25 protein-coding genes are annotated in these 23044 nt (G+C 69.3%); 10 read left to right on the top strand and 15 right to left on the bottom strand.

Features of this window, described 5'->3' with window-relative positions; genetic code table 11:
• Positions 1-133: 133 nt before the first annotated feature.
• Together ACFE71_RS10000 and ACFE71_RS09995 are read left to right on the top strand one after the other, a co-directional pair.
• Positions 134-565: an RrF2 family transcriptional regulator gene (locus tag ACFE71_RS10000; RefSeq protein WP_375428643.1), complete on the top strand. Its 432-nt coding sequence runs from the start codon at positions 134-136 to the stop codon at positions 563-565.
• 79 nt (positions 566-644) lie between these two features.
• A complete protein-coding gene (locus ACFE71_RS09995) occupies positions 645-2441 on the top strand; it encodes a DUF885 family protein (RefSeq protein WP_375428642.1) in 1797 nt (598 codons plus the stop codon).
• A gap of 138 nt (positions 2442-2579) precedes the next feature.
• Here the strand turns inward: ACFE71_RS09995 and ACFE71_RS09990 are convergent, their stop codons facing one another.
• Positions 2580-2858: a chorismate mutase gene (locus tag ACFE71_RS09990; protein WP_375428641.1), complete on the bottom strand. Its 279-nt coding sequence runs from the start codon at positions 2856-2858 to the stop codon at positions 2580-2582.
• A gap of 96 nt (positions 2859-2954) precedes the next feature.
• Here ACFE71_RS09990 and ACFE71_RS09985 point away from each other — a divergent pair, with 96 nt between their 5' ends.
• Entirely contained in the window at positions 2955-3965 is a 1011-nt protein-coding gene (locus ACFE71_RS09985) for a polyprenyl synthetase family protein (RefSeq protein ID WP_375428640.1), read from the top strand.
• Positions 3966-4221: 256 nt separating this feature from the next.
• Here the strand turns inward: ACFE71_RS09985 and ACFE71_RS09980 are convergent, their stop codons facing one another.
• Together ACFE71_RS09980 and ACFE71_RS09975 are read right to left on the bottom strand one after the other, a co-directional pair.
• Entirely contained in the window at positions 4222-4359 is a 138-nt protein-coding gene (locus ACFE71_RS09980; protein WP_375428639.1) for a hypothetical protein, read from the bottom strand.
• A gap of 264 nt (positions 4360-4623) precedes the next feature.
• Positions 4624-5580, bottom strand: coding sequence for a cation diffusion facilitator family transporter (locus ACFE71_RS09975; RefSeq protein ID WP_375428638.1), 957 nt, complete (start codon positions 5578-5580; stop codon positions 4624-4626).
• A 110-nt stretch (positions 5581-5690) separates the two neighbouring features.
• On the opposite strand from ACFE71_RS09975, the gene hrpB reads away from it, so the two are divergent.
• Together hrpB and ACFE71_RS09965 are read left to right on the top strand one after the other, a co-directional pair.
• Positions 5691-8180 carry an ATP-dependent helicase HrpB gene (gene hrpB / locus ACFE71_RS09970; protein WP_375428637.1) on the top strand — a complete coding sequence of 830 codons (2490 nt, stop codon included), beginning with the start codon at positions 5691-5693 and terminating at the stop codon, positions 8178-8180.
• Positions 8181-8189: 9 nt separating this feature from the next.
• On the top strand, positions 8190-8477 hold the full coding sequence (locus ACFE71_RS09965; protein ID WP_375428636.1) for an NADH dehydrogenase ubiquinone Fe-S protein 4: 288 nt from the start codon (positions 8190-8192) through the stop codon (positions 8475-8477).
• Here the strand turns inward: ACFE71_RS09965 and ACFE71_RS09960 are convergent.
• From ACFE71_RS09960 to ACFE71_RS09945, 4 genes are read right to left on the bottom strand one after another with little or no spacing between them, the layout of a single operon-like run.
• Positions 8470-8988: an NUDIX hydrolase gene (locus ACFE71_RS09960; RefSeq protein WP_375428635.1), complete on the bottom strand. Its 519-nt coding sequence runs from the start codon at positions 8986-8988 to the stop codon at positions 8470-8472. The genes ACFE71_RS09965 and ACFE71_RS09960 overlap by 8 nt on opposite strands.
• Positions 8985-9653 carry a TPM domain-containing protein gene (locus tag ACFE71_RS09955; protein WP_375428634.1) on the bottom strand — a complete coding sequence of 223 codons (669 nt, stop codon included), beginning with the start codon at positions 9651-9653 and terminating at the stop codon, positions 8985-8987. Before ACFE71_RS09955 ends, ACFE71_RS09960 begins: the two co-directional genes overlap by 4 nt.
• Positions 9653-10495: a TPM domain-containing protein gene (locus tag ACFE71_RS09950; protein WP_375428633.1), complete on the bottom strand. Its 843-nt coding sequence runs from the start codon at positions 10493-10495 to the stop codon at positions 9653-9655. Before ACFE71_RS09950 ends, ACFE71_RS09955 begins: the two co-directional genes overlap by 1 nt.
• Before the next feature lies 1 nt (position 10496).
• Entirely contained in the window at positions 10497-11069 is a 573-nt protein-coding gene (locus ACFE71_RS09945; protein ID WP_375428632.1) for a LemA family protein, read from the bottom strand.
• Positions 11070-11169: 100 nt separating this feature from the next.
• On the opposite strand from ACFE71_RS09945, the gene mscL reads away from it, so the two are divergent.
• On the top strand, positions 11170-11622 hold the full coding sequence (mscL, locus tag ACFE71_RS09940; protein WP_375428631.1) for a large conductance mechanosensitive channel protein MscL: 453 nt from the start codon (positions 11170-11172) through the stop codon (positions 11620-11622).
• Here mscL and ACFE71_RS09935 read toward each other — a convergent pair.
• The 6 genes from ACFE71_RS09935 to ACFE71_RS09910 all read right to left on the bottom strand — a co-directional run bounded on the left by ACFE71_RS09935 (position 11588) and on the right by ACFE71_RS09910 (position 18011).
• Entirely contained in the window at positions 11588-12823 is a 1236-nt protein-coding gene (locus ACFE71_RS09935; protein WP_375428630.1) for a YihY/virulence factor BrkB family protein, read from the bottom strand. The genes mscL and ACFE71_RS09935 overlap by 35 nt on opposite strands.
• On the bottom strand, positions 12820-14676 hold the full coding sequence (locus ACFE71_RS09930; protein ID WP_375428629.1) for an AI-2E family transporter: 1857 nt from the start codon (positions 14674-14676) through the stop codon (positions 12820-12822). Before ACFE71_RS09930 ends, ACFE71_RS09935 begins: the two co-directional genes overlap by 4 nt.
• Positions 14677-15242: 566 nt before the next feature.
• On the bottom strand, positions 15243-16040 hold the full coding sequence (locus ACFE71_RS09925) for a PhzF family phenazine biosynthesis protein (RefSeq protein ID WP_375428628.1): 798 nt from the start codon (positions 16038-16040) through the stop codon (positions 15243-15245).
• A 6-nt stretch (positions 16041-16046) separates the two neighbouring features.
• Positions 16047-16994: a cation diffusion facilitator family transporter gene (locus tag ACFE71_RS09920; protein WP_375428627.1), complete on the bottom strand. Its 948-nt coding sequence runs from the start codon at positions 16992-16994 to the stop codon at positions 16047-16049.
• Positions 16991-17572 carry a pyridoxamine 5'-phosphate oxidase gene (pdxH, locus tag ACFE71_RS09915; RefSeq protein ID WP_375428626.1) on the bottom strand — a complete coding sequence of 194 codons (582 nt, stop codon included), beginning with the start codon at positions 17570-17572 and terminating at the stop codon, positions 16991-16993. The genes ACFE71_RS09920 and pdxH overlap by 4 nt, the downstream gene beginning before the upstream one ends.
• 166 nt (positions 17573-17738) lie before the next feature.
• The gene (locus ACFE71_RS09910; RefSeq protein ID WP_375428625.1) at positions 17739-18011 is read right to left on the bottom strand and encodes a hypothetical protein; all 273 of its coding nucleotides are present in this window, start codon (positions 18009-18011) and stop codon (positions 17739-17741) included.
• Positions 18012-18139: 128 nt separating this feature from the next.
• Here ACFE71_RS09910 and ACFE71_RS09905 point away from each other — a divergent pair, with 128 nt between their 5' ends.
• The 4 genes from ACFE71_RS09905 to aroC are packed head-to-tail and all read left to right on the top strand — an operon-like array spanning position 18140 to position 21966.
• Complete coding sequence (locus tag ACFE71_RS09905) at positions 18140-19078, top strand: DnaJ C-terminal domain-containing protein (RefSeq protein ID WP_375428624.1); 939 nt, start codon at positions 18140-18142, stop codon at positions 19076-19078.
• 8 nt (positions 19079-19086) lie between these two features.
• Positions 19087-20037, top strand: coding sequence for a YihY/virulence factor BrkB family protein (locus ACFE71_RS09900; protein ID WP_375428623.1), 951 nt, complete (start codon positions 19087-19089; stop codon positions 20035-20037).
• A 15-nt stretch (positions 20038-20052) separates the two neighbouring features.
• On the top strand, positions 20053-20856 hold the full coding sequence (gene fabI / locus ACFE71_RS09895) for an enoyl-ACP reductase FabI (RefSeq protein ID WP_375428644.1): 804 nt from the start codon (positions 20053-20055) through the stop codon (positions 20854-20856).
• A 27-nt stretch (positions 20857-20883) separates the two neighbouring features.
• Positions 20884-21966, top strand: a complete 1083-nt coding sequence (gene aroC, locus ACFE71_RS09890) for a chorismate synthase (protein ID WP_375428622.1) — start codon at positions 20884-20886, stop codon at positions 21964-21966.
• 41 nt (positions 21967-22007) lie between these two features.
• Here the strand turns inward: aroC and ACFE71_RS09885 are convergent, their stop codons facing one another.
• Together ACFE71_RS09885 and ACFE71_RS09880 are read right to left on the bottom strand one after the other, a co-directional pair.
• Positions 22008-22538: a hypothetical protein gene (locus ACFE71_RS09885; protein ID WP_375428621.1), complete on the bottom strand. Its 531-nt coding sequence runs from the start codon at positions 22536-22538 to the stop codon at positions 22008-22010.
• Positions 22539-23044 (bottom strand): adenylosuccinate synthetase (locus tag ACFE71_RS09880; protein WP_375428620.1); only part of this gene is annotated, 506 nt, incomplete at its 5' end.

Raw genomic sequence — 23044 nt, 5'->3', positions numbered from 1 at the left:
TCCGCTGCATCTATTTCACGCCGCATTTTATCGCCATAGCCGGGCGAACCCGGCGACCGGGATATAGGCCAGCCCCGCTCCCCGCGCAATCGCCGCCTTTTCCCTGCCATGTTGGAGGGGTAGACGGGCTCCCATGTTGACCCAGCGTTCCCGCTACGCCCTTCGCGCCATGCTGTTCCTCGCCGAACAGCCCGTCGGTTGCGCGCCCGTGGCGATGACGCGGATCGCGATCGGCGCGACCGTCCCGCGCAAGTTCCTGGAGCTGATCCTCGCCGACCTGCGCGGGGCGGGTTTCCTGCTGAGCACGCGCGGCAAGATGGGCGGCTACCGCCTCGCCAAGCCGTCGCACCTCATCTCGATGGGCGAGGTCATCCGCGTGATCGAGGGCCCGCTCGCGCTCGTCCCCTGCGTCAGCCGCACCGCGTACCGCCGCTGCCTCGACTGCAAGTCGGAGGCCGACTGCGCGATCCGGGTCGCCATGATGCGCGTCCGCGACGAGACCGCGCGCATCCTCGACGGCACCAGTCTCGCCGACGCCACCGCGAGCGACCTGGTCGCGGCATAGCGGTCGCCGCCTGACCCGGTTGCGTCGACCCCGTCCGACATGGAACAAGCCCTCCCGTAACAGAACGGAGAGCTTACCCATGGACCGTCGCACCTTCGTCCTGGCCGGAACCGCCGCCGCGATCGGCGGCGCGCTCGCCCCCGCCGACCTCCTCGCGCAGGGAAGCCCCGACGCCCGCTTGAACGCGCTGTTCGACCGCATCTTCGACGACACCGTCGACCAAAGCCCCGAATTCGCGACCGGCCTGGGCCTCGACAAGGGCGCGCGCGCGGGGCTCAAGAGCCGCCTCGACGACGCGTCGCTTGCCGAGCGGGCCTCCGACCTCGCCCGCACCCGCCGCTGGCTCGGCGAGCTCGACCGCTTCCCCACCGCCGGCCTGACCCCGGCCGCGGCGCTCAACCGCGAGATCGTCCTCTACTCGCTCCGCAACGGCACCACCGCCACCGGCGAGTTCGGCCTGGACTCGGTGATCCGCCCCTACCGCATCTTCCAGCAGGGCGGCGCGTATTTCAGCACCCCCGACTTCCTCAACGACACGCACGTCGTCGAGACCGCCGCCGACGCGGAGGCCTACCTGTCGCGCCTCGACCAGTTCGCGCGCGTCCTCGATCAGGACGCCGAGGTGCAGCGCGCTGACGCCGCGCGCGGCTATGTCGCCCCCGCCTGGTCGCTTGACCTGACGCTCGGCCAGCTCGCCAAGCTGCGCGGCGCTCCCGCCCGCGACAGCAACATGGTCGCCTCGCTCGCCCGTCGCGCGACCGCGAAGAACATCCCCGGCGACTGGACCGGCCGGGCGACGCGCATCGTCGAGACCCGGATCCACCCCGCGCTCGACCGCCAGATCGGGCTCGTCCGTGAATTAAAGGCCAAGACGCAAGGAGGCGATGGCGTCTGGCGCGTCCCCCGCGGCGACGCGATCTACGCCGCCGCGCTCCGCCAGGCGACCACCACCGATTTCACCCCCGACCAGGTCCACCGGATGGGCCTCGAACAAGTCGCCCAGATCAGCGCCGAGCTTGACACGATCCTACGCGCCGAGGGCTTGACCCAGGGCACCGTCGGCGAGCGCCTTGCCCAACTCAACAAGCGCCCCGACCAGCTGTACCCCAACACCGCCGAGGGCCGCGCCGCGCTCATCGCCTCGCTGAACGCGGGCGTGCGCGACATGGGCACCCGCCTACCCCGCGCCTTTTCCGAACTCCCGAACCAACCGCTCGAGATCCGCGCGGTACCCGTCGAAATCCAGGACGGTGCCTCCAACGGCTATTATCGCCGCGCCGCGCTCGACGGTTCGCGCCCCGCCATCTACTATATCAACCTCAAGGACACGGGCGACTGGCCCAAATATAGCCTCCCCGCGCTCACCTATCACGAGGGCGATCCGGGCCATCACCTCCAGATCTCGACCTCGCAGCTGTCCAAGGACATCCCGACGCTCCGCAAGGTCGGCTTCTTCGGCGCCTACACCGAGGGGTGGGCGCTGTATGCCGAGGAGGTCGCGGACGAACTGGGCGCGTACAAGACGCCGCTCGAGCGCGCCGGCTATCTCCAGAGCTTCCTGTTCCGCGCCGCGCGGCTCGTCGTCGATACCGGCATCCACACCAAGCGCTGGAGCCGCGAACAGGCGACGGCGTACATGGTCGCCACCACCGGTTTCGCCCAACCCCGCTCGCAGCGCGAGGTCGAACGCTATTGCACCCAGCCCGGCCAGGCCTGTTCCTACAAGGTCGGCCACATGGCCTGGACCCGCGCCCGCAAGAACGCGGAACGCGCGATGGGCGCGCGCTTCGACGAGAAACGCTTCCACGCCCTCATCAAGGAAGGCGCGATGCCCCTCTCGATCCTGGAGCGGCTCGCGGCCGAACGGATGGTGTGACCCCTTCTCCCTCTCCCTCCTGGGGAGAGGGTGCCGAGCGAAGCGAAGGCGGGAGAGGGGCTGTACAGGGCACGGCCGGTCGCGCCCGGTACAGCCCCTCTCCCCAACCCTCTCCCCGCAAGCGGGGAGAGGGAGCAGTCACCCCCGCATCCGCTCGTGATGCCGGATCACCTCCTCGATGATGAACCGGAGGAACGCCTCCGAGAACGCCGGGTCCAGTTCCGCCTCCTCCGCCAGCCGCCGGAGCCGCGCGATCTGCGCCTCTTCCCGCCCCGGATCGGCGGGCGCCAGCCCCGCCTCGTGCTTGTGCCGCCCCACCGCCTGCGTCACCTTGAACCGCTCGGCGAGCAGGTGGACCAGCGCCGCGTCGATATTGTCGATGCTCCGGCGATAACCGCGCAACACCTCGTCGCTCATCCCACGTCCTCCCGTACACATGCGTTTAGAGCCCGCACGGATGCGCCGCGCAAGGGTTGCGTTCCCTCCGCCTCCCCGCCACATCGCGGGCACGCCATGACCGCCGCCGTACACCGCCTCCGCGCAGGCCAACCCTCGCTCGATCCGCTGATGTCGCTCGTCCAGGGCGACATGAACGCGGTCAACACCGTCATCCTCGGCCGCATGCAGTCGGAGATCCCGTTGATCCCCGAACTCGCCGGCCACCTGATCGCGGGCGGCGGCAAGCGGATGCGCCCCATGCTGACGCTCAGCTCGGCGCGCCTGATCGGCTATACCGGCACCCGCCACCACCGCCTGGCTGCGGCGGTCGAGTTCATCCACACCGCCACGCTCCTCCATGACGACGTCGTCGACGGATCGGACCTGCGCCGGGGCAAGCGCACCGCCAACATCATCTGGGGCAATCCCGCCAGCGTGCTCGTCGGCGACTTCCTCTTCTCCCGCTCGTTCGAGCTGATGGTGGAGGACGGCAGCCTGACCGTCCTCAAGATCCTGTCCAACGCGTCGGCCGTGATCGCGGAGGGCGAGGTCAACCAGCTCACCGCCGCGAGGCGCATCGACATCGGCGAGGACCGCTATCTCGACATCATCGGCGCCAAGACCGCCGCGCTCTTCGCCGCCGCCTGCCGCATCGCCGCCGTCGTCGCCGAGCGCCCGGAGGCGGAGGAACGCGCGCTCGACGCTTACGGCCGCAATCTCGGCATCGCGTTTCAGCTCGTCGACGACGCGATCGACTACATCTCCGACGCCGGCACGATGGGGAAGGACGCGGGCGACGATTTCCGCGAGGGCAAGATGACCCTCCCCGTCATCCTCGCCCACGCGCGCGGGAATGCCGACGAACGTCGCTTCTGGAAGGACGCCGTCGAAGGCCGCCGCGCGTCGGACGACGACTTCGCCCATGCGATCGTCCTGGTCCGCCGCTCCCGCGCCGTCGACGATACCGTCGCCCGCGCCCGCCATTACGGCCAGCGCGCGATCGACGCGATTGGAGGGTTCGGCGGGGGACGCGCGAAGGACGCGATGGTCGAAGCGGTGGAATTCGCGGTCAGCCGGGCTTACTGAGCCCGATAGTACCGTCATCCTGACGACGGGCTCGTATCACCATCGCTGCGGCCTGTTCGGCCGTTGCCAGATTCCACCGATCATCCAGCTAGGCGAGCCATATCGATAGGATGGTCGGCATACAGCCGATCAACGATCTCTTCGGGCCTGATTGTATGACAGATCGGCTTGGGCGTCCTCTTGACGCGCGCACACCGGACGGGATCACCGGACTAGCTCGCCATTTCGACCTCCTCGACCGGCATGTGACCCCCTTCTACTCCGCCGGAAGCCGAGCCGCATCCCTTCTGACCTTATATGCCTGGACCTTGCGATGTTCATAGAGCGCGAGAAGCCAAGCGAGCAGGGCGACGGTGAACGCGATCACCGTGCCGAGTGCCCCACCCGTGGTCATTTCAGCTCTCCGATTCGAGAAGGGCCAGCACTTTTCATCCGGCCAAGATAAGCGCGCACGATCCCAGGAACCAGCCCCCGGTCTCCAACGACAGCGCCCCATCGTTGTATGTTTCCACGACGGCCGCCGATAGTAGAACGGCTCCGAGCTGAAAGCAGGTGCGTGAAAGCGACTTCCACCGCTCATTGGCGGTCATGATTACCGGATCAGCCATTCCGTCGACCTAGCAGCGGGGTATCCGGTCTGGATAGCTTCTCTCGCTCGTCAGCATCGTTCGTCCCCGCACACGCCTGCTTCCACCTGCCCCACCTCGACCTGCAACGTCGCATGGCCGATCCCGAACCGGTCGTGCAGCATCCGCCGCGCCTCCACCAGGAAGCGGTCGCCCGGCCACCCGCCCGGCATCACCAGATGCGCGGTCAGCACCGGCTCGGTCGTCGACATCGGCCAGATATGCAGGTCGTGCACGTGGCTGACCCCCGTCATCGTCCCCAGCGCCGTCCGCACCGCCTCCGGATCGATCCCGCGCGGCACCGCCTGCAACGCCATCTCGGTCGTCTCGCGCAGCAATCCCCAGGTCCGCCACACGATCAGGGCGGCGATGACCATGCTCGACAGCGGGTCGATCCACACCGCCCCCGTCCGCCAGATGACCAGCCCCGCGACCACCACCCCCGCCGACACCGCCGCGTCGGCCGCCATATGCAGGAACGCGCCCCGGATGTTGACATCGCCATGCCGTCCGCGCGCGAACAGCATCGCGGTCGCGCCGTTTACCAGGATGCCGACCGCCGCCACGCCCGCCACCACCCCGCCCATCACCGGCGCGGGCGCCGCCAGCCGCCGCGCCGCCTCCAGCATCACCGCCCCCAGCGCCACGAGCAGCAGGATCGAATTGGCGAGCGCCGCCAGGATCGTCGCCCCCTTCCAACCATAGGTGTAGCGCCCGGTCGCGGGCCGCCGCGCCAGCGCCGCGCCGCCCCAGGCGACCGCCAGCCCCAGCACGTCCGACAGGTTGTGTCCCGCATCCGCCAGCAGCGCGACCGATCCCGTCCACAGCCCCGCCCCCACCTCGGCCACGACATAGGCGATATTGAGCCCGATCCCGACCGCGAAGGCCCGGTCGTAATTCGCCGGCCCTTGACCGTGCCCATGATGATCGTGATGCGCGCCCAATCGAATACTCCCGGCCGTCTGGATGCCGGAGAGGCTGTCCCACAAGCCCCGACTCTGACAAGGGCCTAAGATGCCCGCGAACGATCCCGCTATTGCTATTCACTCGCAAATAGTTGGGACGTCGTTGGGATGAACTTAGTGAACTTACGCCGCCCATGATCCCGCCCCTGCCGATCGAACGGGTCCTACCCGACCTCCTCGCCGTCCTCCGCGAGCGCCCCAACGCCGTCGTCGTCGCCCCGCCTGGCGCGGGCAAGACCACCGCCATCGCCCCCGCGCTCCTCGCCGAACCCTGGTGTACCGGCGAGGTCCTCCTCCTTTCCCCCCGCCGCCTCGCCGCCCGCGCCGCCGCCGAGCGCATGGCGGCGCTCGCGGGTGAGCCCGTCGGTCGCACCTTCGGCTACGCCACCCGCCTCGACTCCAAACGCTCGGCCGCGACCCGCGTCACCGTCCTGACCGAGGGCGTGTTCGTGGGCCGCATCCAGGCCGATCCCGAACTCGCGGGCGTGTCGGCCGTGCTGTTCGACGAGGTCCACGAACGCGGCCTCGACGGCGATTTCGGCCTCGCGCTCGCGCTCGACGCGCAAGGCGGCTTCCGCCCCGACCTGCGTCTCGTCGCCATGTCCGCCACCCTCGACGGCGCGCGCTTCTCCGCGCTGATGGGGCCAGACTCGAACGGCGCACCCGTGGTCGAGAGCGAGGGCCGCAGCTACCAGCTCGACCTCCGCCATATCGGCCGCGCGGCCGAGCTCCGCATCGAGGACTCGGTCGCGAGCGCGATCCGCCGCGCCTTGTCCGAGACCGAGGGCGGCATCCTCGCCTTCCTCCCCGGCGTCGCCGAGATCGAGCGCGTGGCCGAGCGCCTGTCCGGCCTTCCCGACCGCATCGCCCTCCACCGCCTCCACGGCCAGCTCGACCCCGCCGCCCAGCGCGCCGCGATCGCGCCCGAGCCTGAAGGTCGTCGCAAGCTCGTCCTCGCCACCTCGATCGCGGAGACCAGCCTGACGCTCGACGGCATCCGCGTCGTGGTCGATTCCGGCCTCGCCCGCCGCCCGCGCTACGACCGCGCCGCCGGCATGACCCGCCTCGTCACCGAGCGCGCCAGCCAGGCCGCCGCCGTCCAGCGCGCCGGCCGCGCCGCGCGCCAGGGTCCCGGCGTCGCCTACCGCCTGTGGGAAGAGGCCGCGACCGCCGGCTTGCCCCGCTTCGATCCTCCGGAGGTCCTCGAGGCCGACCTGTCCGCCCTCACCCTCGCCGCCGCGATCTGGGGCGTCGCCGACCCGCGCGACCTCCGCTGGCTCGATCCGCCCCCCGCCGCCGCCGTCGCGGAGGCCCGCGCGCGCCTCGCCACGCTCGGGGCGCTAGGCGAGGACGCCCGCCCCACTCCGCACGGCCGCGCCATCACCGCCCTCCCCATGCCGCCGCGCCTCGCCCACATGCTCCTGCGCGCCGCCGAACTGGGCCTTGCCGACATCGCCGCCCAGACCGCCGTCCTGCTCGCCGAACGCGGTCTCGGCGGCCCCGACCCCGACCTCGAGGTTCGCCTGCGTCGCTGGCGCGCCGACCGCGCGCCCAAGGCCCAAGCCGCGCGCAAGCTCGCCGAGCGATGGACGCACCTTCTCCCTCTCCCCTCCGGGGAGAGGGCCGGGGAGAGGGGCTGTACAAAGCGCGGTCTCCTCGATCTCGGCACCTGCATCGCCCTTGCCTATCCCGACCGCGTCGCCCGCCGCCGCGACGCCGTCGGCGAGCATTGGGCCTCGGTCGGCGGCCGCGGCTTCCGTCTCGACCCGACCTCCCCGCTCGCACGCGCCGACTGGCTCGCCGTCGCCGACACGGCGGGCTCGGCCGCCGGCGCGCGCATCCTATCGGCCGCGATGATCGAACAAACCACCGTCGAGGCGCTCTTCGGCGACAACATCGAGACCCATCGGACGGTCCGGTTCGACCCCGCGACCGGGGCCGTGCAAGCCACCCGCCAATGTCGGCTCGGTTCGTTACGACTGCGCAACGAACCCGACTCCGCCGCCGATCCGAAGGCGGTCACGGCCGCCCTGCTCGACGGCGTGCGCATCCAAGGAATACGCCTCCTCCCCTGGCCCGCGGCCGCCACCGAACTGCGCACCCGCGGCACCTTCGCCAACATCGGGCTCGACAACGCCGCCCTCCTCGCCCGCCTCGACGAATGGCTGGCGCCGTTGCTGACCGGGCACCGGTGCCTCGACCAGATCCCCCCGGCCGCCCTCACCGACGCGCTCCGCATGCTCATCGGCTGGGACGGCCAGCGCCGCCTCGACGCGCTCGCCCCGCCCGACTTCGTCAGCCCCGCCGGCTCGCGCCACCCGATCGACTGGCTCGCCGAGGGCGGTCCGCGCGTCGAACTCCGCCCCCAGACGCTGTTCGGCCTGAACGTCCACCCGGTCGTCGGCACCGACCGCATCCCGCTGGTCCTCAGCCTGTTGTCACCCGGCGGTCGCCCCATCCAGACCACGCGCAACCTGCCCGGTTTCTGGGCGGGCAGCTGGATCGCGGTCGCCCGAGAGATGCGCGGCCGGTACCCCCGGCATCCCTGGCCCGACGATCCCGCCGCCGCGCCCGCGACGCTCCGCACGAAGAATGCGGATGCACGCGCCGGTCGACCGCGATAAGGCGGGTCCATGTCGCTCGCCCTCATCTCCAAACGCCCCCAGCTCGGCGCCGAACACGGCACCGGCCGCGTCAAGTCGTGGCAGCTGATCTTCGACCGCCAGACCCCCTTGCGCGCCGACCCGCTCACCGGCTGGGCGGGCGGCACGGGCGACACGCGTCCCGACCAGGTCCGCCTATTGTTCGACTCGCCCGAGGCCGCGGTCGCCTATTGCGAGCGTCAGGGCCTCGCCTACGAGGTCCAGCCCGACCCGCCCCGCCCGCTCCAGCTGCAGAGCTACGCCGACAACTTCAAGTAACGCCGGGGCCCAACAGCGCGGCCGCCAGCACGACCAGCAGCTTGGCGTCGACCGCCAATCCCTCGCGCCGCTTGCCCTCCACGAACGCCGGCAGTCCGGCGAGCGGAACGCGATGGACGGTGATGCTCTCGCTTTCCACACCGCCGCCCGCGCCGACCCTGGTCAACCCCGTCGCCCGCACCAAGGTGAAGGCTTCCGATGTCATCCCCGGCGAGGAGTGGAACAGGCCCAGCGACTGAGCCCGCTCGGCGCGATAGCCGCATTCCTCTTCCATCTCGCGGATTGCCGCAATCTCGACCGCCTCGCCCGCCTCCTCGTCGCCGATCAGGCCTGCGGGCAGCTCGATGCAGCGCCGGCCGACTGGCACGCGGTACTGCTCGACCAGCAATATATGCCCATCATCGATCGCGACGATAACAGCCGCCTCGATCCCGCGCGCGCGGATCGCATACTCCCACGTCCCGTCGACCTCGACCGCTAGATACCTGCCCTCCCAGACGCGCTCGCTCACAGCTCGACCAGCCGATCGGATAGCTCGTTCAAATCATCTTCCGTTCGGGGAAAATGCTTAGCCAGCACCGCGCCGATCCGCTCCACGGCCGCCGCCATGCCCGCGCCCGGCCGCCCGTCGCGCGTGGCCATCAGAAGCGCCGTCATCGCCTCGCCCCAGACCTCGGGGGCGACGCGGGAGTGGATGGCCTCGTCCGCAACGATCTCCGCCCGACGCTCGGCAAGCGACAAATAGAGCAGCACACCCGTCCTCGCTTTGGTGCGCCGCTCCGCCGCGACGCGGAACAGCTCGACCGCGCGCCGTCGAACCCGCCGCGCCTCGGTGCTCCCCGGCGTCAGTGCGAGCCGAAGCGGCATCCATGCCAGCAACAGCCGCGCGAGCAGGAACGTCGCGGTGACCAGCACCAGCGCGACCGCGAGCAGCCCGCCTGTGGGCGACCGCGTCGCCCACGGATCTACCAACGCCCAGCCTCGCTCGGCGACCTGCGGGAACGCCGCCAAGGACGCGAGCATTCCCAGTATCGCGAGCACCGCCCAGTGGAGCGCCACGTCGTGATACGCGTCCGATCGGGGCGCGACGACGGTCACGATCTCGCCGTTGGTCCGCGCTTCTGCGGCCGCGACCGCCGCGCTCACGGTTGCCTGATCGGCCTGGCCCAAGCGCATCACCAACTCCCCGACGCTCCGCCGCCACCGAAAGAACCCCCGCCGCCGCCAGAGAAGCCGCCACCGCCCCAGCCCCCGCCGGACTCGCCGCCGCCGAACCCGCCACCCCCGCCGCGCCCCATCTGACTGCTCAGCGCCCACAGCGCGATTGGCAGATCGCTTCCGCCGCCTCGGTAGCGTCGCCCTCCGCCGCGCCGCCCGCGCAGTACCGGGAGGACGACGAACGCTAGGATCACGCCCCAGAAGATCAACGATCCCGGTACGCCTCCTCCACCGTCTCGTTGCGCTCGGCGAGCATGCGTCCGGTCGAACTCGGCGACCGCGGCATCGGTACGCGCCTTGGCCTCGTCTGGCGCGGCGCGGAGCTGGGCGATGATCGCATCAGCGCCGGCTGTCATCGCGCCGGGCACGTCGCCACCCTTCAGCCTCGGCATCATCCGTTCGTTGATGATCACACTGCTCAGTGCGTCCGTCAGGGTGGGCTCCAGGCCATACCCAACCTCGATCCGCGGTCCCCGCTGCCCAGACGGCTCGTTGGGCGCGATCAGCAGGATCGCGCCGTTGTTCACGTCAGCGAGCCCGACGCCCCAGGCCCTGCCCAGCCGATAGCCGTAATCGGCGATTGGATAGCCCTGCATATTCGCGATCGTCGTCACCACCAACTGACGCTTGGTGTCTCGCTGCAACGCCTCGAGCTTGGCGGTCAGGTCCGCCTCTACCACGGGCGGCAGGACGTTCGCCGCATCGACGACCGGCCCCGTGAACTTGGGGAAAGTCTGCGCTCGCGCCGCCCCGGCGAGGACCGCCAGGAGCAGCGCGAGGATCAAGCGCGGACGGGGCACGTCAGCCGAAATTCACCTGCGGGGCGCGCTCGGCGCCTGGTGTGGTCGCCTGGAACGGCGTGAGCGGCTTGGCGCCGTGGATCACCCTGGCGCCGATCGCGTCGGGAAAGGTCCGGATACGCGTATTATACTCCTGCACCGCGCCGTTATAGTCGCGCACCGCGATCGCGACGCGGTTCTCCGAGCTTTCGAGCTGACTCATCAGCGTGCTGAAATTGGCTTGGCTGCGCAGCTCGGGATAGGCTTCCTGAAGCGGCCGCACCGCCAGGCTGAGCGCCCCTTGCGCGGCGGCGAACTGCTGCATCTTGGCGGGGTTTGAAAGGTCATCGCCGGTCAGCTGCACCGAGTTGGCGCGGGCGCGGGCGTTGATTACGTTGGTCAGCGTCTCGTTCTCCGCCTTGGCCGCGCCGCGCACGGTGGCGACCAGATTGGGAATCAGGTCGGCGCGGCGCTGATACGCGGCCTGCACGTCGGCCCAGCGCGCCTTGGCGTTCTCCTCAGACGTGGGGACGCTATTCAGCCCGCATCCGGCGAGCAGGACGGAGGCGGCGATGGGGGCGAGAGCACGAAGCATGCGGTCCTCCGTATAATGACGCGAGCGATATAGATTGCCCAAACGGCTTGGCGAAAGGACAATCGTATCTTAGCGATCTCACAACGACAGGGGGTGATCGATGCTTAAGGAATTCCAGGCGTTCATCGCGCGCGGAAACGTGCTCGATCTGGCGGTGGCGGTGATCGTCGGCGCGGCGTTCGGGCGAATCGTGACGTCGTTGACGGAGGACGTGATCATGCCGCTCATCGGGCGGGTGTTGGGCGGGCTTGATTTCTCCTCCTATTTCGTCGCGCTCGGCCCCATGCCGGCGGAGCTCGCCGGGTCGACCGATTATCTCGCGCTCAAGAAAGCCGGGGTGCCGCTGCTCGGTTACGGCGCGTTCCTGACGCAGGCGGTCAATTTCCTGATCGTGGCCTTCATCATCTTCATGCTGGTGCGCACCGTGAACCGGATGGTCGGCGTGTTCGAACGCGAAAAGGCCAAGGCTGCCGACCTCGCCACCGCCGAACCGACCGACATCGCACTGCTCCGAGAGATCAGGGACGACCTGCGGGCGCGGCCTTCCGCTTGAGCCTGGGCTTCGGCTTGTCGCGGCGGGCCCAGGCGAGCGCGGCACCCGCCGCGACCAACACCGCGCCGCTGACGGTCGTGCCCCGGCCGAGCCGCGACAGGCCGAAGGCGGTGAGCAGGGTCGGGACGAGCCCGGCCTTGCGGCCCGTGACGAGGGTGGCGGTGCGCAGCGCGAAAGCGGTCGACGCCACGCCCGGCCCGCTGCGGGCCCGATCATCGGACCCGGAGGTCGTCGACAACCGGATCGGCTCCCCATCCTCACCGGCCACCGTATCCGCCGCCGCCGCGCCGCGCGTGCCCATTGGGCGGTCCGCGCCGGTGGTGGTGTCCCTGGCCGTCTGACGTTCCAATTCCGAATTGAGCTCCGCGCCGAACAGATAGACATAGGCCGTCAGCCACAGCCAAGTCAGCAGCACGATTACCGAGCCGAGCGCGCCGTAGGTCGCGCCGTAGCTGCCGAAATTCGCGACATAGAAGCCGAACAGCGCCGTACCCATGAGCCAGAGCACCGTCGCGATCGTCGATCCTGGCGTCAGCCATGCCCACTTGGCGTTCGCCCGGTTCGGGCCATAGCGATAAAGCCCCGCCCCCGCCGACACCGCGAGCGCGGCGATGACCGCATAGCTCGCGAGCCGGATCAGCACGAGAACGGGTTCCGGCGCGTTCGGGAGCAGGCCGCCCAGGAATGCGAGCACGCCTGTCGCCGCGATCGCGCCGAAGATGAGCAGCACCGCGCCCACCACGATGGCGAGGTTGAGGAGCGTGAGCTTGATGAAGCCACGCGTCTCCTTCTCTTCATAGGCGATGTTGAGCGCGGTCACGATCGCACCCGCCGCTTTGGTCCCGCCATAGAGCGCCAGCGCAAGTGCGATGAGGAGCCCGATGCCCTTCTTGTCGCCCTCCGATCTGACCACGGTGAGCAGCTGGTCGCTGATTAACCGGGCGGCGTCCTGGGGCAGCGATCCGAACAATCCCTTGATGTTCCGGACCACCGTTTCCTGGTCGGCGAACAGGCCGTAGCTCAGCACCACCGCCGCCAGCACGGGGACGATCGACGCGAAGGCGTAAAAGGCGGTGCCGGCCGCAATCAGCCCGACATTGTCGTCGTTCATCTCCGCGCGCGTACGCTTCAGCGCCGCCCACCAACCGCCGGCGGGCATGGTGAACGGACTGGTCGCGCCATGGCCTTGGCGGTCGGTCATGCGGTCAACCCTTCCTGCGACGGCAATTCGCCCGCGATCCGCGCGGCGGCGTCGACCGCCGCGCGCAGCGAGCCGACATACAGATTGGCGCCGAGTGTATGCTGGATTTGACTATCGGTCAGCGCGGCCTCGCCTTCCGGCCACAGCCCGACCATGATTTGCGCCGCTCCGGCCGAGCGGCGCAAGCGACGAACAAGATAGCGCAGGTGGCTGGGGGTGCCGCCGAGCTCGAGATACGACAGGCACACCAGCCGCGTCTCGGTAAGGTCGAGCACGCCGATGCGGTCGCGCGTGACTTCAGCGTGGGTGATCCGCCGTATGCCAAAACCGCGGTGGCGAAGCAGCTGTTCGATCATCGCGGTCACCGCGTCGTCGAGCACGCCGCGCCCGGCGATACAGGTGACCGCGCCGCGCCTGCGCCATTCGGGCGAAAGCTCCCCACCTTCCGCCGCGTGGTCGTCGAGCTCGTAGATCACCGCCAGCATCGAATCGACGATCCGTGTCGCGCGTTCCCGGTCGACGACCCCGCGCCGGGCGTCGAAGGCGGCGAGCCTCAGCCCCGCGAGCGCGACCTCGTCGTAATAGTCGACGAGCGTCCGGCCGACGAGCTGAACCTCGGCCTGATCAAGCGCCTCCTCGGGATCGTGCGCCAGCATCCGCTGATAGAAGCTCTCGACGGGGGTAAGCGCTGGACGATCGCCGAGCAGCACCTCCATGAACTCGAGCGAGGGGACGTGACGGCCGAGCACGACGAGGCAAAGCGTCAGCGGCATCGAGAGGACTAGCCCGACCGGCCCCCAGATCCAGGTCCAGAACACCGCCGCCAGGATCACGGACAGGGGCGAGAGTCCGGTGGAGTGGCCATATAGAAGGGGCTCGATGACGTAACCGACCAGCGGCTCGACCACGACGAACAGCGTGATCACCAGCAGCGGCATCGTCCAGCCGGGATCGACCCCGGCCGCCACGATCAGCGGCAGCACGGCGCCGAGCGCCGCGCCGATGTACGGCACGAAGCGCAATACCCCGGCCAGGATGCCCCAAACGGCAGGAACGGGTACGCCGATCAGCCAGAGCCCGATGCCGACGACGACGCCAAAGGCGGTGTTCACCGCCAACTGCGACAGGAAATATCGGCCTAACCGATCGGCCGCGTCGTCCATCGCAGCCGTCGTGCGGTGGAGGTCGGACGATCCGAACAGCCGGATCATCCGGTCGCGCAGGTCGTCCTTCTGCAGGAGGATGAATATCGCGACGACGAGGACGATGATGAAAGTCTCGAATGGTCCCAGTATCGGTGACAGCACGTCGCCCGCGATCTTGAGCGGGTTGGGCTCCTCGTCGACGACGCGCACCGGGATCGGTTCGCGCGCCCGCGAGGCGATGGCGTCGCTGACCGGAGTAGGCGCGGTCGCGGCGGCGGGCGCGCGGTCGCGGCGGGTGAAGATCGCGGCGCGCTCCAGCGCATAAGCGCGGGCCCGGGCGATCTTGCTCTCGATGGTGCGGGCGTAGGCGGGCGCGTCGTCCGCCAGGCTGGCGGCCTGCGTGCCGACCATCGTCCCGATGCCGCCGAGCACCCCGAGCGCGAACAGGACCGATACCAGCACCGCAGGCGCGCGCGGAACCCGTAACCGACGAAGCATCGCGACCACCGGCGACAGCACGAACGACAGCAGAATGGCGAGCGTGATGGGGATCAGCACCTCGCGCCCGAAATATAGTCCGGCGATAACGACCACTCCGACCGCAAGGCCGAGCAATCCCGTCAGGCCCGGCACATTCGCCATCGGCACTTCGGTCACGCCGTGCGCGGTCGGCGATCCGGGCCGGATCGGCTGGTGGTCTGCGTTCAACCGGAACTCCCCTATTCACCCCGGCCGCCATGGCCGATGATGCAGGATAACGCGACGCCCCGAGTTTCGTGCCGACCAATAGCCGGGCTCGAAATTCACGAAGTTCACGCCCGTTAGGCAATTCCGTGTCGTGGGGCTATTATATTGTTGCGCGCGCGTGGATGCGCGAAAGAAAGAATAGCAGCTGCCGGATCAGCGATGAGAAAGATCGACGTACGCCCTAATAGGGTAAGGTTCTTGTAGGACAGCGTTTTCTCGCCGCTCTCGAACAGATTAGTCCGTTGTCCGGCGCCGCTCAACGCCGAGACTTGTGGAAGTGCCGAAATGCGGAGTGTATCGCCGGATGCGATCGCCAGGTGGGCGATCGTCGCCCGGAAGTCGTCGCTGGTCCGTCTTGAGCAGCTCGAAGAGCGCATTCGGGTCGATCGAGCTCCCGGCTTCCGGACCGTGCACGGTCAATCACCCCTCGCCGTCGCACGTTCAAATGGTCGCGCCCGAAAGCGTGCCCGACGTGGCGGACACCGAGGTGCTTCGTGAAACGGGCAATAGGCGGGAAAGCCGCCGCGTTAAGGAAGCAGGAAGACGCCTTCGATCACCGTTACGCACCGCCCGCCAAGCACCACGCGGTCACCATCAAAGCGGCAGGTCAGCCATCCCCCGCGTGCGCTCGCCTGGCGTGCGGTGAAGCTGTCGCGGCCGAGCCGTTCGGCCCAGTAAGGCGTAAGCACGCAGTGCGCCGAACCGGTGACCGGGTCCTCGTCGATCCCCGCCCCGCAGGCGAACACGCGGGAGACCACGTCGGTGTCCGACCCGGGCGCGGTCACGATGGTGAGCACGTCGCCCTCCCGGGCCAGTGCGCTGAAGTCGGGACGGAGAGCGCGGACGGCGGCCTCGTCGTCCAACACCACGAGCGCGTAGGCGCTCGGATGCCATCGCGTCGCGACCGCCCGATCCAGCCCCAGCGCGGCGAGGATCGCGGGAAGCGGCTTGGGCTCGGCGGGGTAGGCGGGCAGCGCCATGACATAGCCCAGCCCGTCGCGCGCGACCTCCAACATTCCCGCCTCGCGCGTGGCGAAGGTGACGCGTTCACGCCCCGGCTCCGACTGGAGCACGACGTGGCCGCTCGCCAGCGTGGCGTGGCCGCACAAGTCCACTTCGGTCGTGGGGGTGAACCAGCGGAGTTCGAAGTCAGCCTCCCCGCCGTCGGCCGGGATCAGGAACGCCGTCTCCGACAGATTGTTCTCGGCCGCGATCGCCTGGAGCATGGCATCCGGGAGCCACGCCGCCAGTGGCATCACCGCCGCCGGGTTGCCGCCGAACGCCGCATCCGCGAACGCGTCCACCTGGGTGAAGGGAATTCGCACGCGTCCCTAGACCCGCTTGCCGAACCAGTGTGGGGTTACGTCGGTCTCGACGAGCGGATCGTCGGTATCGACATGACCCTCGGGATCGAGGTGGATCAGCACCTCCACCTTGGGAAAGGCACGTTTCAGGTTCGCCTCCACGCCCTCGACCAAGTCGTGTGCGGCGGCGACGGAGATGCGGGGATCGACCTCCATGTGGAACTGCGCGAAATCATGCGTGCCCGAGCGACGGGTGCGGAAATCGTGGATGCCGCGCAGCCCCGGCTCGCGCGCGGCGACGTCGAGGAAGGCGGCGCGCTGCGCGTCTGGCCATTCCTTGTCCATCAGCTGGTCGATCGCGTTCGACGACGCCTTGAACGCCCCCCAGGCGAGCCACAGCGCGATGGCGATGCCGAACACGGGATCGGCTCCGCGCACGCCGGCATATTGCTCGATCACCAGCGCGGCGATGACGGCGCAATTAAGCAGCACGTCCGACTGGTAATGAACGTTGTCGGCGTAGATGGCCACCGACCCCGTCCGCCGGACGATCGAGCGCTGGTAGGACAGCAACCCGAAGGTCACCGCGATCGCGACGAGCGAGACGAGGATGCCGAAGCCCGCGTCGGCGGCGGTCACGGGTCGCGAAAAGCGCTCGATCGCGCGCCAGGCGATCAGGGCCGAGGACAACGAGATGAGCGCGACCTGGAACAAGGCCGCCAGCGCTTCCGCCTTGCCGTGGCCGAAGCGATGATCGTCGTCGGCGGGCGTCGCGGCGAGGCGAACGCCGTAGAGCGTGACGAGCGAGGCGAGCAGGTCGAGCCCGGTGTCGGCGAGCGATCCGAGCATCGCGACCGATCCGGTCGACCAAGAGGCATAGGCCTTCAGCAGCAGCAGGAAGCCTGCCACGCCGACGCTGGCGAGCGCGGCGCGGGTCGCGAGCGGCAGGACGCGGCGGCGTTCGTCGAGCGTCATGGAAACAGCAGTCCTTCCCGCCAGCCGCCCGCACCGTCGGGCGTGAACAGGCGTCGTTCATGCAGGCGGTGCTCGCGGTCGCGCCAGAACTCCAACCGCTCGGGCGCGACGCGGTAGCCGCCCCAATGCGGCGGGCGCGGCACGTCCCCGCCCTCGAACCGCCGCGCGACCTCGTCGAAGCGCGTCTCGAACATCTCCCGGCTGTCGAGGTCGCGGGACTGGTCGGACGCCCAAGCTCCCAGCCGGGAATCGCGGCCGCGGGTCGCGAAATACGCGTCCGACTCGGCGTCGGCCACGCGCGAAACCGTGCCTTCGATGCGGACCTGCCGGCGGAGCGTCTTCCAGTGGAACAGCAGGCTCGCCCGGCCGCGCGCGTCGAGCTCGCGCCCTTTGCGGCTTTCCTGGTTGGTGTAGATCACGAAGCCGCGTTCGTCGTGACCCTTCAGCAGCACCATTCGCACCGAGGGACGGCCGTCCGCGTCGGCGGTGGCGAGCGCGACCGCGTCGGGATCGTTGGGTTCGGTCGTCTTGGCCTCGGCGAACCAGGTTTCGAACAAGGCATGGGGGTCTTCGGTCACACGCACGTCATAGCGGAACGGGGCGGCGGAATTAAGTCCCTTGCGGCCGATCTTGCCCCCTTCCCGTCACCCCGGCGTAGGCTAGGGTCGCCCTCCGACAGGGTGCCATCCTCGAACCACGAGTTTCCAGCCTTCGTTGGAATGACGGAATTCGGACCGAACGACGTCAATCCTGCTTGGTCACCGCGTTCACATTGCCCACGTCCGCGTCCTCGTCAGTGCCGCCCTGACCCGTGCCGTGATAGGCGATCTTCGTCTGCCCGCCATGTCCCATGAACCCGCCGCCTTCGGGCTTCTTGCCCGTCTGTGGGTTGGGATAGCCGCCGCCGCCGCTTTCGCCGGCCGCGTCCTTTCCGCTGGGCGCGGTGCTGACGCCGTCGGGAGCACCCTTCTTGTCGTCGTTGCTGGGCATCGCCTGGTTGGGTTGCTTATCGCTCATGATCAGAGTTCCTCTTCGACCGGCTAACGCGCGGAGGGACGGTGACGTTCATTTCCGATTGCGCTAGGCCCGGTGGCGCGATGTGGGAGACGACCTACATAGGCGGGTAATACACCCCTGGGGGAACGATGGCCGATCCATATGCGACGCTCGGCGTGGCGCGCGGCGCCGACGAGGCGGAGATCAAGAAGGCGTACCGCAAGCTCGCCAAGGAGCTTCACCCCGACCGCAACAAGGACAATCCCAAGGCGTCCGAACGGTTCAGCCAGGTGACGTCCGCCTATGACCTTCTGACCGACAAGGACAAGCGGGCGCGCTTCGACCGGGGCGAGATCGACGGCGACGGCAACCCCGCCTCGCCGTTCGGCATGGGCTCGGGAGGGTCGCGTCCGGGCGGCGGCGGGTTCCGCTCCCAGGGATTCGAGTTCGGCGGCGACACCGCCGAGATGGGCGACGTCTTCGAGGGGCTGTTCGGCGGCGCGCGCTCCGGCGGCGGGGGCGGCTTCGCGAGCGGCTTCGGCGGCGGACGACGGACCGCGGCCAAAGGCGCGAACGTCGCCTACAAGCTCGCCGTGCCCTTCGTCGATGCCGCCGCGCTCGCCGTCCAGCGGGTGACGCTTTCGGGCGGGAAATCGCTCGACCTGAAGCTGCCGGCCGGCGTCGAGACGGGCACCCAGATGCGCCTGGCCGGGCGCGGCGACGAGGGACCGGGCGGTGCCGGCGACGCGATCGTGACGATCGAGGTCCAGCCGCACCGCTTCTTCATGCGCGACGGCGACGACGTGCGGCTCGACCTGCCGGTGACGCTGGCGGAGGCGGTGCTGGGCGGTCAGGTGCGCGCGCCCACCGTCGATAAGCCGGTGATGCTGACGGTTCCCAAGGGCGCGAGTTCGGGACGGGTGCTCCGGCTGAAGGGCAAGGGTTTCCACAAGAAGGGTGGCGGGCGCGGCGACCAGTTGGTCACGTTGATGGTCGACCTGCCCGCTGGCGACGCCGAACTGGAGGGCTTCGTCGCGAATTGGGCGGGCGCCATGGGCGGGAACCCGCGCGCCGCGATGGACGTCTGACGCCTGGCATGGACGACACCGCGGCCCTGACCCCCGAAGCGCGCGACCACGCGCGTCGCCACGGGCGCACCCGGGCGTATCTCAAACGCATGAAGCCGAGCGCGCGCGCGTGGGAGGTGCTCAAGCGTTCGCTGCTCGGCGTGTACAATGTCGGCTTCATCCATGCGGGCAACCTCGCCTATCTGGCGCTGACCGCGATCTTTCCCTTCTTCATCGTCGCCGCCGCGATCCTCGCGCTGTTCGGTCAGGACGACGAGACTCAGCGCACCGTCATGTCGTTCCTGCGCACGCTGCCGCCCGACACGGCCGAGCTGCTCCGCAAGCCGCTGGCCGACGTGATCGCGGCGCGCACGGGGTCGCTCTTGTGGTTGGGCGCGCTCGTGGGGCTGTGGACGGTGGGCAGCTTCATCGAGACCATCCGCGAGATCGTGCGCCAGGCTTATGGTTACGTCAGCACCGCGCCGTTCTGGAAGACGCGGCTCAGTTCCTCGCTGGTGATCGTCGGCTCGGTGATCCTGGCGCTCCTGTCGTTCCTGATCCAGGGGCTGATGACCGCGGCCGAGCAGATCATCTACCGCCTGTTCCCCTTTGCTCAGGACGTGGCGGGGTGGGTCGGGCTGTCGCGGCTGGTGCCCGCGCTCGTCATGTTCGGGGCATTGTTCGCACTGTTCTACTCGGTGACGCCGGGCAAGTACCGCAGCTGCCCCGTCTGGCCCGGCGCGGCCTTCACCGCCGCCTGGTGGGTGGGGATGACGGTTGGGCTGCCTCTCGCGCTGGCGCAGCTGGGGGGATACGACCTGACATACGGCAGCCTGGCGGGCGTGGTAGTGCTGCTGACCTTCTTCTATCTGATCGGGTTGGGGCTGGTGTTCGGCGCGCATCTGAACGCGGCGCTGGCGGAACCGCCCGAACCGGCGCTAGGGAACGGGTCGGCGGAGGACGAGGCCGCGGCGGCGTGAAGGAGCTAAGGCTTGGTGACGGGATTGATGGCGGGCAAGCGCGGGCTGATCATGGGGCTCGCCAACGACCGGTCGCTGGCGTGGGGCATCGCGAAGAAGCTGTCGGAGGCGGGCGCGGAACTCGCCTTTTCATATCAGGGCGAGGCCTTGGAAAAGCGGGTGCGCCCCTTGGCGGAAAGCCTGGGCACAGCGCGGCTGGTCGATTGCGACGTGTCGGTCATGGCGGCGCTCGACCGGGCGTTCGCCACCCTCGGCGAAGAGTGGCCGACGCTCGACTTTGTAGTTCATGCGATCGGCTTTTCCGACAAGAACGAGCTGCGCGGCAAGTTCGTCGATACAAGCCTCGACAACTTCCTCCAGACGATGAACGTGTCGGCCTACAGCTTCGTCGCGGTCGCCAGGCGCGCTCGGGCGATGATGCCGGAGGGCGGGGCGCTCCTGACGCTGACCTATTACGGGGCGGAGAAGGTGGTGCCGCATTATAACGTGATGGGTGTCGCCAAGGCGGCGCTCGAGGCGAGCGTCAAGTACCTCGCCATGGATCTGGGGCCGGAGAAGATCCGGGTGAACGCGATCTCGGCCGGGCCGATCAAGACGCTGGCGGCGAGCGGGATCGGCGATTTCCGCTACATCCTGAAATGGAACGAGTTGAACTCGCCCATGCGCCGCAACGTCACGATCGAGGATGTGGGCGGCGCGGCCCTGTATCTGCTGTCCGACCTGGCGAGCGGGGTGACGGGCGAGGTCCACCATGTCGACGCGGGCTACAACGTCATCGGCATGAAGGCGGAGGACGCCCCGGACATCGCGCTTGCCTGACCTTTCCTCGTCGGCGGAGAACGGCTGATGTCCTGGAACGGCTTCGGGCGCGTATTCCGCTTCACGACCTGGGGCGAGAGCCACGGGCCCGCGATCGGGGCGGTGGTGGACGGGTGTCCGCCGGGGATCGCCCTGGTCGAGAGCGACATCCAACCCTGGCTCGACAAAAGGCGGCCGGGATCGTCGCGCTTCACGACGCAGCGGCGCGAGCCCGACCTGGTGCGCATCCTGTCGGGGGTGTTCGAGGGGCGGACGACGGGAACGCCGATCAGCCTGCTGATCGAGAATGTCGATCAGCGATCGAAGGACTATTCGGAGGTGGCGCTCGCCTATCGGCCTGGGCACGCCGACTATTCCTACGACGCGAAGTACGGGTTTCGCGATCACCGGGGCGGCGGGCGGTCGTCGGCGCGCGAGACGGCGACGCGGGTCGCGGCGGGGGCGGTGGCGCGGTTGGTGATCCCGGGCGTGCGCGTGCGGGCCTGGGTGGAGGCGATCGGCGGCGATGCGATCGACGGGCAAGCGTTCGACGACGGCGAGATCGACCGCAACCCGTTCTTCTGCCCCGACGCCGGGGCCGCCGCGCGGTGGGAGGGGCTGGTCGACGAGGCGCGCAGGCGGGGCTCCTCGCTGGGCGCCGTGGTGGCTTGCGAAGCGACGGGCGTGCCTGCGGGCTGGGGGGCGCCGATTTACGCCAAGCTCGACGCCGACTTGGCGGCGGCGTGCATGGGAGTGAACGCGGTGAAGGGCGTGGAGATCGGCGACGGCTTCGCGGCGGCCGCCGCCACGGGCGAGGCGAACGCCGATCCGATGCGCGGCGGGGCGGACGGGCCGGCGTTCCTCGCCAACCATGCGGGCGGGATCGCGGGCGGGATCGCGACCGGGCAGCCGATCCGGTTGCGCGCCGCGTTCAAGCCGACCAGTTCGATCCTGACCCCGGTCGACACGATCACGCGGGAAGGCGTGGACACGGTGATCGCCACCAAAGGCCGCCACGATCCGTGTGTCGGCATTCGGGGGGTGCCCGTGATCGAGGCGATGGTCGCGCTGGTGCTGGCTGACCAAATGATGCTCCACAGGGCGCAATGTGGCGGAAACGGGGCGAGCTGACGGAACGGGTGCGGAGACAAGCTGTTGGAACTTAACGAACTTCAGCTTGGAGCAATGATCATGAAACTAATTCTGACACTCGCGGCCTCGACCCTGTTGGCGACCGGCGCCATCGCGCAGACCGGCGGGTCCAGTGGCTCGACGAGCAGCGGTTCGATGGGCGGAACGACCAGTGGGTCGGCCTCCTCCGGCGGCCAGACGGGCATGGGCGCGCAGACCGGCACGGGTGCGTCGACCACGAGCGGCAACACGACGCGCAGCCGGAGCCGCTCGCGCGGCGCGCGACGCGGCTCCACCGGAAGCACGGGTTCGAGCTCGGGCACCAGCGGCGGCGACATGACCGGATCGGGATCGGGCAGCGGCATGTCCGGCAGCGGCACGATGGGAGGCTCCTCGGACGGCATGGGCACGATGGGGACCGGTTCCGGCACGACGACCGGGACGGCCGGTTCGGTCCCGGGATCGACGATGGGCGGTAGCTCGACCGGCTCGACCACGGGCACGACCTCGCCGATGGGCTCGACGCCTAACTGACGGCATCGGACCGGTTCGGCGGTGCCGGACCGGTCCATTCAGTCCGCGAAGGGATCGCGGACGAGGATGGTGTCCGCGCGCTCGGGGCTGGTCGAGACCAGCGCGACCGGGCAGCGGATCAGTTCCTCGACGCGGCGGATGTATTTGATCGCCTGAGCGGGAAGCTCCGCCCAGCTGCGCGCGCCGGCGGTCGTCTCGCGCCAGCCCTCCATCATCTCATAGACGGGTTCGACCGCGGCCTGGTCGGCGGCGTGGGCGGGAAGGTGGTCGAGCTCGGCCCCCCGCAGCGTATAACCCGTGCAGATGCGGACCTCGTCGAAGCCGTCGAGCACGTCCAATTTCGTCAGCGCGATGCCGGTGATGCCCGATACCGCCGCCGACTGGCGCACCAGCACCGCGTCGAACCAGCCGCAGCGGCGCTTCCTGCCCGTCACCGTCCCGAACTCGCGGCCGGTGACGCCCAGCCGCTCGCCCGTTGCATCGGCAAGCTCGGTCGGGAACGGGCCGGAGCCGACGCGCGTGGTATAGGCCTTGGCGATGCCGA

The organism is uncultured Sphingomonas sp., from assembly GCF_964237155.1.
In the GTDB taxonomy this organism is placed as follows: Bacteria; Pseudomonadota; Alphaproteobacteria; order Sphingomonadales; family Sphingomonadaceae; genus Sphingomonas.
Note: the sequence above shows the minus strand (reverse complement) of the source record. Positions and strands in the feature narration are given on the sequence as shown.

Coding starts and splice junctions, on each gene's coding strand:
- ACFE71_RS10000 (WP_375428643.1), top strand. CDS start 134: ATGTTGACCCAGCGTTCCCGCTACGCCCTTCGCGCCATGCTGTTCCTC.
- ACFE71_RS09995 (WP_375428642.1), top strand. CDS start 645: ATGGACCGTCGCACCTTCGTCCTGGCCGGAACCGCCGCCGCGATCGGC.
- ACFE71_RS09990 (WP_375428641.1), bottom strand. CDS start 2,858: ATGAGCGACGAGGTGTTGCGCGGTTATCGCCGGAGCATCGACAATATC.
- ACFE71_RS09985 (WP_375428640.1), top strand. CDS start 2,955: ATGACCGCCGCCGTACACCGCCTCCGCGCAGGCCAACCCTCGCTCGAT.
- ACFE71_RS09980 (WP_375428639.1), bottom strand. CDS start 4,359: ATGACCACGGGTGGGGCACTCGGCACGGTGATCGCGTTCACCGTCGCC.
- hrpB (WP_375428637.1), top strand. CDS start 5,691: ATGATCCCGCCCCTGCCGATCGAACGGGTCCTACCCGACCTCCTCGCC.
- ACFE71_RS09965 (WP_375428636.1), top strand. CDS start 8,190: ATGTCGCTCGCCCTCATCTCCAAACGCCCCCAGCTCGGCGCCGAACAC.
- ACFE71_RS09955 (WP_375428634.1), bottom strand. CDS start 9,653: ATGCGCTTGGGCCAGGCCGATCAGGCAACCGTGAGCGCGGCGGTCGCG.
- ACFE71_RS09945 (WP_375428632.1), bottom strand. CDS start 11,069: ATGCTTCGTGCTCTCGCCCCCATCGCCGCCTCCGTCCTGCTCGCCGGA.
- mscL (WP_375428631.1), top strand. CDS start 11,170: ATGCTTAAGGAATTCCAGGCGTTCATCGCGCGCGGAAACGTGCTCGAT.
- ACFE71_RS09935 (WP_375428630.1), bottom strand. CDS start 12,823: ATGACCGACCGCCAAGGCCATGGCGCGACCAGTCCGTTCACCATGCCC.
- ACFE71_RS09920 (WP_375428627.1), bottom strand. CDS start 16,994: ATGACGCTCGACGAACGCCGCCGCGTCCTGCCGCTCGCGACCCGCGCC.
- ACFE71_RS09910 (WP_375428625.1), bottom strand. CDS start 18,011: ATGAGCGATAAGCAACCCAACCAGGCGATGCCCAGCAACGACGACAAG.
- ACFE71_RS09905 (WP_375428624.1), top strand. CDS start 18,140: ATGGCCGATCCATATGCGACGCTCGGCGTGGCGCGCGGCGCCGACGAG.
- ACFE71_RS09900 (WP_375428623.1), top strand. CDS start 19,087: ATGGACGACACCGCGGCCCTGACCCCCGAAGCGCGCGACCACGCGCGT.
- aroC (WP_375428622.1), top strand. CDS start 20,884: ATGTCCTGGAACGGCTTCGGGCGCGTATTCCGCTTCACGACCTGGGGC.
- ACFE71_RS09885 (WP_375428621.1), bottom strand. CDS start 22,538: ATGGACCGGTCCGGCACCGCCGAACCGGTCCGATGCCGTCAGTTAGGC.